At 71.7% G+C, this 12,035-nt stretch carries 9 protein-coding genes; 7 read left to right on the top strand and 2 right to left on the bottom strand.

Annotated elements, in window-relative coordinates; translation table 11 throughout:
• Positions 1-49 precede the first annotated feature (49 nt).
• A complete protein-coding gene (locus LRS74_RS18175) occupies positions 50-1,864 on the top strand; it encodes a glycoside hydrolase family 15 protein (RefSeq protein WP_277741979.1) in 1,815 nt (604 codons plus the stop codon).
• 53 nt (positions 1,865-1,917) lie between these two features.
• Here LRS74_RS18175 and LRS74_RS18170 read toward each other — a convergent pair whose 3' ends face one another.
• The gene (locus LRS74_RS18170; protein ID WP_277741978.1) at positions 1,918-3,897 is read right to left on the bottom strand and encodes an ABC transporter ATP-binding protein; all 1,980 of its coding nucleotides are present in this window, start codon (positions 3,895-3,897) and stop codon (positions 1,918-1,920) included.
• Positions 3,894-5,633 carry an ABC transporter ATP-binding protein gene (locus LRS74_RS18165; RefSeq protein ID WP_277741977.1) on the bottom strand — a complete coding sequence of 580 codons (1,740 nt, stop codon included), beginning with the start codon at positions 5,631-5,633 and terminating at the stop codon, positions 3,894-3,896. The genes LRS74_RS18170 and LRS74_RS18165 overlap by 4 nt, the downstream gene beginning before the upstream one ends.
• Positions 5,634-5,799: 166 nt before the next feature.
• Between LRS74_RS18165 and LRS74_RS18160 the strand changes: the two genes are divergently transcribed.
• The 6 genes from LRS74_RS18160 (at position 5,800) to dacB (ending at position 12,000) form a co-directional block, all read left to right on the top strand.
• Positions 5,800-6,060 (top strand): MoaD/ThiS family protein, encoded by a 261-nt coding sequence (locus LRS74_RS18160; RefSeq protein ID WP_277744810.1) that lies wholly within the window; start codon positions 5,800-5,802, stop codon positions 6,058-6,060.
• 9 nt (positions 6,061-6,069) lie between these two features.
• A complete protein-coding gene (locus LRS74_RS18155; RefSeq protein WP_277741976.1) occupies positions 6,070-7,266 on the top strand; it encodes a hypothetical protein in 1,197 nt (398 codons plus the stop codon).
• Positions 7,267-7,312: 46 nt separating this feature from the next.
• The gene (locus LRS74_RS18150) at positions 7,313-8,125 is read left to right on the top strand and encodes a DUF2993 domain-containing protein (RefSeq protein WP_277741975.1); all 813 of its coding nucleotides are present in this window, start codon (positions 7,313-7,315) and stop codon (positions 8,123-8,125) included.
• A 681-nt stretch (positions 8,126-8,806) separates the two neighbouring features.
• Complete coding sequence (locus LRS74_RS18145) at positions 8,807-9,646, top strand: sulfurtransferase (protein ID WP_277741974.1); 840 nt, start codon at positions 8,807-8,809, stop codon at positions 9,644-9,646.
• 85 nt (positions 9,647-9,731) lie between these two features.
• Complete coding sequence (locus LRS74_RS18140) at positions 9,732-10,019, top strand: DUF1416 domain-containing protein (RefSeq protein WP_144386939.1); 288 nt, start codon at positions 9,732-9,734, stop codon at positions 10,017-10,019.
• A gap of 268 nt (positions 10,020-10,287) precedes the next feature.
• The gene (gene dacB / locus LRS74_RS18135; protein WP_277741973.1) at positions 10,288-12,000 is read left to right on the top strand and encodes a D-alanyl-D-alanine carboxypeptidase/D-alanyl-D-alanine-endopeptidase; all 1,713 of its coding nucleotides are present in this window, start codon (positions 10,288-10,290) and stop codon (positions 11,998-12,000) included.
• The last annotated feature ends 35 nt before the right edge of the window (positions 12,001-12,035 follow it).

The raw sequence follows: 12,035 nt of genomic DNA, 5'->3' as shown, positions 1-12,035 counted from the left end.
CCGCCGCCGCTAGCCTGGAATGAGCGCAGACGCGGCTTGGAGGCGGATCATGACCTCTGCCCGGTCTCTCCCCATCGCGGACCACGGCCTCATCGGCGACCTGCGCAGCGCCGCGCTGGTCGCGACGGACGGCACCATCGACTGGTACTGCTGTCCCCGCTTCGACGCGCCCAGCGTCTTCGGCGGGATCCTCGATCCGGAGCGGGGCGGCCGGTTCGAGCTGGCGCCGGACATCCCCACCCGGACCAAGCAGTTCTACTTCCCCGACACCAATGTGCTGATCACCCGGTTCTTCGCGGAGGACGGGGTGGGCGAGGTGCAGGACTTCATGCCGGTCATGGACGACTCGATGGAGGCCGACCGGCACCGGCTGATCCGGCGGGTGCTCTGCGTCCGCGGGTCGCTGCCGTTCCAGGCCCGGATCGCGCCGCGGTTCGGCTACGGCGCCGAACCGCACACGGTGCGCACCCGCTACCACGACGCCCTCTTCGAGTCCCCCTCGCTGACCCTGGACCTGAACGCGAGCGTCCCGCTGGAGCGGCAGGGCCAGGACGTGTGGGCCACGTTCAAGCTGCACGAGGGGGAGCAGGCGGTCTTCGCACTGGACCGGGTCGGCGGCACCTCCCACCTCACCCACCGGGAGTGCGCGCTGACCGAGGCGCAACGCCAGTTCGACGCGACCGTGCGCTACTGGCGCGGCTGGCTGGCGGCGTCCCGCTACCGCGGCCGGTGGCGGGAGATGGTGCACCGCTCCGCGCTGACTCTGAAGCTGCTCAGCTACGCGCCGACCGGCGCCATGGTGGCGGCGCCCACCACCAGCCTGCCCGAGCAGCCCGGCGGCGAGCGGAACTGGGACTACCGCTACGTCTGGGTGCGGGACGCCGCGTTCTGCGTCTACGCGCTGCTGCGGCTCGGCTTCACCCGCGAGGCCGAGGCGTTCATGCGCTTCCTCCGCGAGCGGATCCACTTCGAGGAGGCCGACTCCACCGGTCCGCTCCAGATCATGTACGGCATCGACGGCCGCCGCGACCTCCCCGAGCGCACCCTGGACCATCTGGCGGGCCACCTCGGCTCCCGCCCGGTGCGGGTCGGCAACGGCGCCGCCGACCAGCTCCAACTGGACATCTACGGGGCGCTCATCGACTCCCTGTACCTCTACGACAAGTGGGGTCAGCCCGTCTCCAGCGACGACTGGGACACCGTCAGCGCGCTGGTCGACTGGGTCTGCGCACACTGGGACCAGCCCGACGAGGGGGTGTGGGAGACCCGCGGCGGCCGCAAGAACTTCCTCTACTCCCGGCTGATGTGCTGGGTGGCCATCGAGCGCGCCGTCCGGATGGCCCGGCACCGCGGGCTCCCCGCCGATCTGACCTACTGGGGCGGGGTCCGGGACGAGATCTACCGGCAGATCATGGCGCGCGGCTGGTCCGCCGAGCGCGGCGCGTTCACCCAGACCCTGGACGACTCCACGGTGCTGGACGCCTCGGTCCTGATGATGCCGCTGGCGAAGTTCGTCTCCCCCACCGACCCCAAGTGGCTCTCCACGCTGGACACCCTCGGCAAGGACCTGGTCTCCGACTCGCTGGTCTACCGCTACGACCCGGAGGCCAGCCCGGACGGCCTGCGCGGCGAGGAGGGCACCTTCTCCATCTGCTCGTTCTGGTACGTGGAGGCGCTGACCCGGGCCGGACGGCTGGACGAGGCCCGGCTGGCCTTCGAGAAGATGCTCACCTACGCCAACCACCTGGGGCTCTACGCGGAGGAGATCGGCCGCACCGGCGAACAGCAGGGCAACTTCCCCCAGGCGTTCACCCATCTCGCCCTCATCAGCGCGGCCTTCAACCTCGACCGCGCGCTGGGCTGAGCGGGGGGCGGCCGCCGGGGTCCGGGCACGGCTCCCGGACCCCGGCGACGGGCTCACTCCGCCAACGGCTCAGCGAACTGCGCCTCGTACAGCCGGGCGTACGCCCCGCCCGCGGCGACCAGCTCCTGGTGGGAGCCCTGCTCGACGATGCGGCCCGACTCCATCACGAGGATGACGTCGGCGTCGCGGATGGTGGAGAGCCGGTGGGCGATGACGAAGCTGGTGCGGCCGGTGCGCAGCGAGGCCATGGCGTGCTGGATCAGCACCTCGGTGCGGGTGTCGACCGAGCTGGTGGCCTCGTCCAGGATGAGGATGGCCGGCTCGGCCAGGAACGCCCGGGCGATGGTGATCAGCTGCTTCTCGCCGACGCTGAGGTTGGCCCCCTCGTCGTCCAGCACCGTGTCGTAGCCGTCCGGGAGCGTCCGTACGAACCGGTCCACATGCGTGGCCTTGGCCGCCCAGACGATCTCGTCCATGCCGGCGCCCTCCGCCCCGTAGGCGATGTTCTCGGCGATGGTGCCGCCGAACAGCCAGGTGTCCTGGAGCACCATCCCGATGTGGGAGCGCAGCTCCTCGCGCGACATGGCGGCGATGTCCACCCCGTCCAGGGTGATCCGCCCGCCGCTGACCTCGTAGAACCGCATCAGCAGATTGACCAGGGTGGTCTTGCCGGCGCCGGTGGGACCGACGATGGCGACCGTCTGCCCGGGGTGGACCGCCAGCGACAGGTCCTCGATCAGCGGCTTGTCCGGCTGGTAGCGGAAGGAGACCTTCTCGAACGAGACGCGTCCGGTGACCCGCTCCGGCCGGGGCGCGCCGACCGCGTCCGGGCGCTGCTCCTCGGCGTCCAACAGCTCGAAGACCCGCTCGGCGGAGGCGACGCCGGACTGGATCAGGTTGGCCATGCTGGCCACCTGGGTGAGCGGCTGGCTGAACTGGCGCGAGTACTGGACGAACGCCTGGACGTCGCCGATCGACAGGGAGCCGCTGGCCACCCGCAGCCCGCCGACCACCGCCACCAGCACATAGTTCAGGTTGCCGATGAACATCATCGCGGGCTGGATGATCCCGGATATGAACTGGGCCTTGAAGCCGGCCTCGTACAGCTTCTCGTTCTGCTCGCGGAAGATCTGGGCCGACTCCTTCTGGCGCCCGAAGACCTTCACCAGCGCGTGGCCGGTGTACATCTCCTCGACGTGGGCGTTGAGCGTGCCGGTGGTCTTCCACTGCGCCACGAACTGGGGCTGCGCCCGCTTGCCGACGCGGGCCGCGACCACCACCGACAGCGGCACCGTCACCAGGGCCACCAGCGCCAGCAGCGGCGAGATCCAGAACATCATCGCCAGCACGCCGACGATGGTCAGCAGCGAGGCGACGGCCTGGCTGAGCGTCTGCTGCAGCGTCTGCTGGATGTTGTCGATGTCGTTGGTCGCCCGCGAGAGCACCTCGCCGCGCGGCTGCTTGTCGAAGTACGACAGCGGCAGCCGGGACAGCTTCTCCTCCACCTGCTCGCGCAGCCGGAAGACGGCACGCTGCACCACGACGGTGTAGATACGGGCCTGCACCAGGCCGAACACCGAGGCGCCGAGATAGATCAGCACCACCCAGCCCAGCACCACCCCGACCGCGTCGAAGTCGATGCCCTGGCCGGGGACGACCGGCATGGAGGCGACCATGTCGGCCAGCGTGCCCTCGCCGCTGTCCCGCAGCCGCCGCACCGCCTCCGCCTTGCTGACCCCCTCGGGCAGCGAGCGACCGACGATGCCCGCGAAGATCAGGTCGGTGGCATGGCCGAGGATCTTCGGGCCGAGGACCGACAGCGCGATGCTCACCACGCCCAGCGCCAGGGCGACCAGGGAGATGCCCCGCTCGGGGCGCATGGTCGCCAGCAGCCGGCGGCCGGAGCCCCGGAAGTCCATCGAGCGCTCCGTGGGCTGGCCGCCCATGAAGCGCGCCATGCCGGAGGCCGGCGCGGGCCCCCGGCGCGGGATCGAGCCGCCGGGCTGCCCGCCCTTGGTCGTCGACGCGCTCATGCGGCCTCCCGCTCGGTGAGCTGGGAGAGCACGATCTCCCGGTAGGTGGGGTTGGACTCCATCAACTCGGGGTGGGTGCCGGTGCCGACGACGCGGCCCTCGTCCAGCACCACGATGCGGTCCGCGTTGCGGATGGTGGAGACCCGCTGGGCGACGATGACGACCGTGGCCTCGCTCGTCTCCGCGGCCAGCGCCAGCCGCAGCCGGGCGTCGGTGGCGTAGTCGAGCGCCGAGAAGGAGTCGTCGAAGAGGTAGATCGCCGGTCGGCGCACCAGCGCCCGGGCGATCGCCAGCCGCTGCCGCTGACCGCCGGAGACATTGCCGCCGCCCTGGGCGATCGGGGCCGCGAGCCCCTCCGGCAGTTGCTCGACGAACTCCCGCGCCTGGGCCACCTCCAGCGCCCGCCACAGCTCCTCGTCCGTCGCGTCGGGGTTCCCGTAGCGCAGGTTCGAGGCGACCGTCCCGCTGAACAGGTACGGCTTCTGCGGGACCAGGCCGACGGTCTCGGTGAGCACCACCGGGTCCAGCTCGGTGACGTCCACGCCGTCCACCCGCACCCGGCCGGCGGTGGCGTCGAACAGCCGCGGCACCAGCCCCAGCAACGTGGACTTGCCGCTGCCGGTGGAGCCGATGACGGCCGTGGTCTCACCCGGCCGGGCGATCAGCGAGACGTCCCGCAGCACCGGCTCCTCGGCGCCCGGGTAGCGGAACTCCACCCCGGTCAGCTCCAGCAGCCCGCGGCGACGCGCGGCCGGGACGGTCACCGGGACGCGCGGGGGTGCCACGCTGCTCTCGGTGGTGAGCACCTCCTGGACGCGTTCCGCGCACACCTCCGCGCGGGGCACCATCATGAACATGAAGGTGGCCATCATCACGGACATCAGGATCTGCATCAGATAGGCCAGGAACGCGGTCAGCGCACCGATCTGCATCTCGCCGTCGTCGATGCGGTGCCCGCCGAACCAGACCACGGCCACGCTGGAGAGGTTCACCACCAGCATCACGGCCGGGAACATCAGCGCCATCAGCCGGCCGGCCCGCAGCGAGACGTCCAGCAGGCCCTCGTTGGCCACCGTGAAGCGCCGGCGCTCGTGGTCGTCCCGCACGAAGGCGCGGATCACCCGGATGCCGGTGATCTGCTCGCGCAGCACCCGGTTGACGGTGTCGATCCGGGACTGGACACCGCGGAACAGCGGCCGCATCCGGAGCAGGACGACCCCGGTGATGAGGCCCAGCACCGGCACGATCAGCAGCAGCAGCCCGGAGAGCGGCACGTCCTGCTGGAGCGCCAGGGCGATGCCGCCCACGCACATGATCGGCGCCGCGACCATCAGCGTGAACGCCATCAGCACCAGCATCTGGACCTGCTGCACGTCGTTGGTGGTGCGGGTGATCAACGAGGGCGCCCCGAAGCGACCCAGTTCGCGGGCGGAGAAGGACTGCACCCGGTCGAAGACGGCCGCCCGGATGTCACGGCCGAGCGCCATGGAGGTGCGCGCGCCGTAGTAGACCCCGCCGATGGAGCACACCACCTGCACCAGCGTCACGCCGATCATGACGCCACCGAGCCGCAGGATGTATCCGGTATCCCCCTTGACCACGCCGTCGTCGATGATGTCCGCGTTCAGCGTCGGCAGATACAGCGTGGCGAGCGTCGCGACGAGCTGTAAAAAGACGATAAGTGTGATGGGACGGATGTAGGGCTTGAGATGGGCCCGTATGAGTCGGAGCAGCACATCGAAACCCTAAGCGGACAGCGACCGGCCCGGCGCCTGGATTTGCTGTGGCGTTCCACCCGTCATCATGGAGGGCGTTAACCGCCGCGGCGCGCCGGGCGGACGGACGCGAAAGGGGGTCGCGATGGCGACCGGGGACAGGGCCGGGCACCCGGCCGGGCCGCCCGTGCCCGCCGGCACGATCCGCTACTGGGCGGCCGCGAAGGCGGCGGCCGGCACCGCCGAGGAGCCGTACACGGCGGGCACCCTCGCCGAGGCCCTCGACGCGGCCCGGCGGGCGCACAGCGAGCGACCGGACTTCGCCCGGGTGCTCCAGCGCTGTTCGTTCCTGGTCGACGGGTCCCCCGTCGGCACGCGCGACCACACGACGGTCCCATTGGCCGAGGGCGGCACGGTCGAGGTGCTCCCGCCGTTCGCAGGAGGATGACCCCGAGCGATGAGCAATCAGCCACACGATCCACAGCACGCCTACGACCAGCGGCAGCCGTACGGGGGCTATGACGCCTACGGGCAGCCGTACCCGTACGGGCAGCCCCAGCAGTCGTACGGCCAGCAGGACGCCTACGCCGGGTACGACCCGCACGGACAGCAGCCCGCCACCGACTGGAACGGCTACGGCGAGCAGCAGGCGTACCTCCATCCGCAGGCGCCCTACGGGCAGCAGGACCCGTACGCCTATCCGCCGGACGCGCAGGGCCACGCCGGCTACCAGGAGCCGTACACCGCTCCGGTGGGAGCGGACACCGCCTACCTCCCGCAGCAGCCCGCCGACGCCGCCGCGTACGCCACACCGGGCCACCCGGCCCCGACGGCCGCGCCGGAGCCCCCGCTTCCGGCCCCGGAGCCGGCTGCCGCGCCGAAGCCGATGACCGCGGCCGAGCGGGCCCGCGCCGAGGGGCGCGCGCAGATCATCGACCCGGGGATGACCCCGGCGCTGCTGACCGCCGCCCTCGCCGGGCTGCTGGCGGCCACCGCGCCGCTGCCGCGGGCGGCGGTCGCCGTGGTCGTGGCGCTGCTCCAGGCGGTCACCGCGGCCGGCTGGTTCCGGCTCAACGGCATGTGGCCCGCGCGCCAGGGCATCGCGCTGGCCTTCGCCGGCGGACTGGCCGCCGACGCCGGGCTGCTGGCCACCGGCAAGGAGGACGCCCCGACCGTCGTCCTCGGCACGCTGGGCGTCTGGCTGCTGCTGGTGATCATCCTTCAGCTGCGCAACCGCAGCACCCCGGACGAGCGGATGTACAGCCTCACCACCACCACCGTCTCCACCGCGCTCGCCGTGCTGGCCTCCGGCTATCTGGCCACCGCCGCCGAGTCCTCCGACGCGGTCGTCGTGGGCGCGGCCGCCGTGGCCGTCGCGGCACTCGCCCGCGCGCTGCCTCTGCCGACGGCCGTCTCGGTCGTCGTGGCCCTGCTCGCGGCGGCCGGCGCCGGTGTGGGCGCCGGGCAGCTGACCGACACCGGCGCGACCGAGGCCGCCGCGCTGGCGCTGGCCGCCGGGGTGTGCGCGCTGATCGGGCTGCGCGTGGCGGCCTACGACTACCCGTCGCGCTTCGTCCACATGACGGCCGGTGTCGCGCTGCCGCTGGCCGCCGCCGCGCCCGCCGTCTACTTCATCGGTCGCGCTATCGCTTAGGTGTTCCCGTTAGGCTCGACAGCCACGGAACGGCCTGATCGAGATCTTGGGGGACGACATGGCGGACGCGGAGATGACCTATGCGGCGGACGGCCGGCCCGGGGCACCGGCCCCGGCCGGCCCGCCGCCGGTGCCCCCGGCCCCGCCCCGGCGGCGCAAACGCGGCCGCGGACTGAAGATCACCGCGGTCGTCCTGGTGGTCCTCGGCGGCCTCTTCACGGCCGCCGACCGTCTCGCCGTGGACTTCGCCGAGTCCGAGGCCGCCGAGAAGATCAAGTCCAAGCAGGGTCTGGACATCACCCCCGAGGTCTCCATCAAGGGCTTCCCCTTCCTCACCCAGGTCGCCGGCAAGGAGCTGGACGAGGTCGAGGTGAGCCTGGACGGCATGACCTCCAGCACCAGCGACGGGCGGCAGGTCAAGGTGACCGAGCTGTCCGCGACCCTGCACCAGGTGCGCGTCTCCAGCGACTTCTCCTCCGCCACCGCGGACCGCGCCTCCGGCAAGGCGCACATCAGCTACGCGGACCTGTCCGCGGCCGCCGGCCCGGGCATCAAGGTCTCCTACGCCGGGAAGAGCGCGGCGGACCGCAACCAGGTCAAGATCACCGGCTCCCTGCTGGGCCTGAACGTCAGCGCGCGCGGCACCATCGTCGTCGCGGACGGCAACACCATCCGGGTGCGGGCCGACAAGATCCCCGGCAGCAGCCTGCCCGGCTGGGAGGAGAAGGTCCGCAAGCGCACCGACTGGGAGCGCACGATCAACGACATGCCCGCGGGCCTGCAGCTCAGCGACGCGAAGATCACTCCGGACGGCATGGACATCACGGTGACGGGCAACGACGTCAACCTGGCCGGTTAGACGCAGATCTCCCGACACAGCCCAGCAGTCGAACACCCGTCTCGAAATCCGGACACACTCCCGCGGCCGGGCGCCGGCGGGAGCGGCCGGGGGTGCAGGGGCGGAGAAGTCCGGGACGCTGTCGCATATGTGTGGGCAACGAGGGGGTGCCACCGCGGCACGGGGTCGTCGCCCGTACATATGCGGTCCCGGACCTCCGCCCTGGAGCCCCGGCCCGGCACCACAGATAACGCCTCCGAGGCTGGCGCAGCCGGCCCACCGCACGGCGCCGTACGAACCATCCCGCACAGCGGACGATCGCATCTCACCATTTGACACACCGGTGACATGCCCGCCGATCCGTCCCTACGATCGGCCCTATGAAGCGACAGGCGGATCTCACGAAGCGGCGGGCAGTCGATCTGTGCCGCGTCGCCGCCATGCTCTGTCGCACCGTCTGACGGGGCCGTGCGCTTCAGCCGCACCCGCCGCCCCTCGCCCGCTCAGGGCCTCCCCGCATATCGCTCGCGCAGGGCGCCCGGCCGAATCGTCGCCGTCGCCATACCGTCGCGTACCGCAAGGCCCCGTACCGCAGGACCGACAAGGCCCCGTACCGCAGGGCCCGCACAAGGCCCGTACCGCAAGGCCCGCTCGCAGGGACCGTACCGCCCGTACCGCCGCAACTGCCCCGGAGGAGAGAACATGAGCCGCAGTGACGTCCTGGTGGACGCCGACTGGGTCCAGGACCGCATCGACGACCCGAAGACGGTCATCGTGGAGGTCGACGAGGACACCTCGGCCTACGACAAGAACCACATCAAGAACGCCATCCGCATCGACTGGAAGAAGGACCTCCAGGACCCGGTGCGCCGCGACTTCGTGGACCAGGCCGGCTTCGAGAAGCTGCTGTCCGCCAAGGGCATCGCCAACGACGACACGGTCGTCCTCTACGGCGGCAACAACAACTGGTTCGCGGCGTACGCCTATTGGTACTTCAAGCTCTACGGGCACCAGGACGTCAGGCTTCTCGACGGCGGCCGCAAGAAGTGGGAGCTGGACTCCCGCGACCTGGTCGCCGAGGTCCCCGAGCGGGCGGCGACCGCGTACACGGCCCAGCCCCAGGACTCCTCGATCCGCGCCTTCCGCGACGACGTGGTCGCCGCGATCGGCTCGCTGAACCTGGTCGACGTGCGCTCCCCCGACGAGTTCTCCGGCAAGCTGCTGGCCCCGGCCCACCTGCCGCAGGAGCAGTCGCAGCGCCCGGGCCACGTGCCCACCGCCCGCAACATCCCGTGGTCCAAGTCGGCCAACGACGACGGCACCTTCAAGTCCGACGAGCAGCTCAAGGCGCTCTACGAGGGCGAGGGCGTCGACCTGTCGAAGGACACCATCGCCTACTGCCGCATCGGCGAGCGCTCCGCGCACACCTGGTTTGTGCTGCACGAGCTGCTCGGCCAGTCCAACGTCAAGAACTACGACGGCTCCTGGACCGAGTACGGCTCGCTGGTCGGCGTGCCGATCGAGCTCGGCGCCAACGCCTGATCGCTCCCCCTCTCCTCCACCTCCCCCCCCTCCCCCGCCCCCCTCTCCTCTCTCCCGCGAGAACAGCGAACCAAAGGAACGTCACATGTGTGGAGCACAGGCCGGCGGCCCCGACGCCTCGACCATCAAGCCCGGTGAGACCACGATCCAGGGATCGGTGACCCGCGACGGCGAGCCCGTGGCCGGCTACGTCCGCCTCCTGGACAGCACCGGCGAGTTCACCGCGGAGGTCCCCACCTCCGCGACCGGACAGTTCCGCTTCTACGCCGCCGAGGGCACCTGGACCGTGCGCGCACTGGTCCCGGGCGCCACGGCGGACCGCACCGTCGTCGCCCAGCAGGGCGGCCTGGCGGAGGTCGCGATCGCCGTCTGAGCCTGGTCCCGGCTCGACGGACACGAGGGCCGCACCCCTGGGGTTGGACAGCTCGCAGCGGGGTGCGGCCCTCGGCATGCCGTCGCTCAGACATGCCGCCGTTCCCGCACGACGGAGCACACGCGGGCGGAGAACGACACACGGGGCGCACCGGGCCGAAGGCACGCCGGGGCGGCGAGCCGGGCAGGAGGCGACTCGTCAGCCATATGATCGGCACGCCTCCATGTGACCCAGGCCACTTTTCCTTACGTTGGTGACCGTGCCAACAGTGAGAAGACCCAGGTCCCGGCGGTGCCGACTCCTCACCGCGTGCTGCGCCCTGCTGTTCACGGCCCTGACGCCGGGCGTCGCCCAGGCCGCGGCCCAGGTCCAGGCCCAGGTTCCGACCCCGACCCCGGCCGCGACTGCGACCGCGACCGCGGACCCGCTCTCGGACGAGGTCCCCGCGGTGCGCCCCCTCGACCCGCGGATCACCGAGATCATGCGGAAGCCCGCGTACCGGCACGCCCTCTGGGGGCTCTACCAGAAGCGCCCGGAAACCGGCGAGGTGCTCCACTCCGAGCTCGCCGACCGCTTCTTCCTCCCGGGCTCCACGGCCAAGCTCTTCAGCGTCTCCGGGGCCTGGCACACCCTCGGCGGCGACCACCGCTTCGTCACCCCGGTGCACGCCGTCGGCACCCGGCGCGGCTCCACCCTGGAGGGGAACCTGGACCTGGTCGCCCAGGGGGACCTCACGATGGGCGGGCGGACCCGCCCGGACGGCACCGTCGCCTTCACCGACGTCGACCACACGTACGCCAACGACATCCCCGGCGCCACGCTCACCCCGGAGAACCCGCTGGCGGGCCTCGACGAGATCGCGCGGCAGGTGCGGGACGCCGGCATCACCCGTGTCGAGGGCGATGTGATCATCGATGATCGGCTCTTCGAACGGGAGCCGGTGTTCGACCCGGTCCCCACCCCGCTGATCATCAACGACAACGTCATCGATCTGCTGACCACGCCCGGGGCGAGCCCCGGCGACCCGGCCCGGCTGGACTGGCGGCCGCGGGTCGCGCCGTACCAGGTCACCTCCTCGGTCCGTACGGTCGCGGCCGGCGAGCCCACGAACATCACCGTGACCGCCTCCGACGACGGCACCCGGATCCAGCTCTCCGGCACCATCGCCGCCGACTCCGACCCGGTGCTGCGGATCTCCGACATCGCCGACCCGGCGGCCTTCGGCCGCACCGCGCTGATCGAGGCGTTGGGCCGGGCCGGGGTGACGGTGACGGCGGACGCGGACGGCCCCAACCCGGCCGACCGGCTGCCCGCCGACTACCGGGGCGATCCGCGGGTGGCCGCGTACACCTCGCCGCCGTACGCCGAGTACGCCAAGCTGATCCTCAAGGTCAGCCACAACCTGGGCGCCAACCTGGCGATCTGCCTGATGGCGGTGAGCACCGGCAGCCACGACTGCATGGCCGGCTTCCCGGTGCTGGCCCGCTTCCTGGAAGGGGCGGGCGTGGACCCGACCCAGATCCAGCTGCTGGACGGCCGGGGCGGCGACCCGGTGGACCGGGCCACCCCGCTGGCCGAGGCGCAGTTGCTGGAGTACTGGCTCCGCACGGACGAGGCCACCCGCTTCCGGGAGGCGCTGCCGATCCTCGGCGTCGACGGCACCCTCGCCGACTCCTGCCGCGACTGCCCCGCCCGCGGCAAGGTCTTCGCCAAGACCGGCACGGTCGCCGGCTACGACGCGCTGAACGACCGGCTGGCGGTCGGCGCCGAGACCATCGCCGGCTACCTGGAGACCGGCGACGGCCACTACGACGTCTTCTACGCGGGGGTGAACGGCGCCGCCACGCCGACCGCCGACATCTCCGGTGTACTGGACATCGCCAACGACCTGGCCATGATCGCCGCCTATCTCCAGGAGGACGCCGGCCAGCCCCAGGAGGAGACCGGTCAGCCCCGGGAGGACGCCGGTCAGGGGACGTAGCCGCCGCGGAGCGTTACAGAACGCGCTCGCGGTCG

The sequence above is a fragment of the Streptomyces sp. LX-29 genome, assembly GCF_029541745.1.
GTDB lineage: Bacteria > Actinomycetota > Actinomycetes > Streptomycetales > Streptomycetaceae > Streptomyces.
The sequence above is the reverse complement of the archived record's forward strand: the minus strand, read 5'-3'. Positions and strand labels throughout refer to the sequence as shown.

What these genes read in the sequence shown, in the direction of transcription:
- LRS74_RS18145 (WP_277741974.1), top strand. Translation starts at nt 8,807, where the DNA reads ATGAGCCGCAGTGACGTCCTGGTGGACGCCGACTGGGTCCAGGACCGC.
- LRS74_RS18140 (WP_144386939.1), top strand. Translation starts at nt 9,732, where the DNA reads ATGTGTGGAGCACAGGCCGGCGGCCCCGACGCCTCGACCATCAAGCCC.
- LRS74_RS18155 (WP_277741976.1), top strand. Translation starts at nt 6,070, where the DNA reads ATGAGCAATCAGCCACACGATCCACAGCACGCCTACGACCAGCGGCAG.
- LRS74_RS18170 (WP_277741978.1), bottom strand. Translation starts at nt 3,897, where the DNA reads ATGAGCGCGTCGACGACCAAGGGCGGGCAGCCCGGCGGCTCGATCCCG.
- LRS74_RS18175 (WP_277741979.1), top strand. Translation starts at nt 50, where the DNA reads ATGACCTCTGCCCGGTCTCTCCCCATCGCGGACCACGGCCTCATCGGC.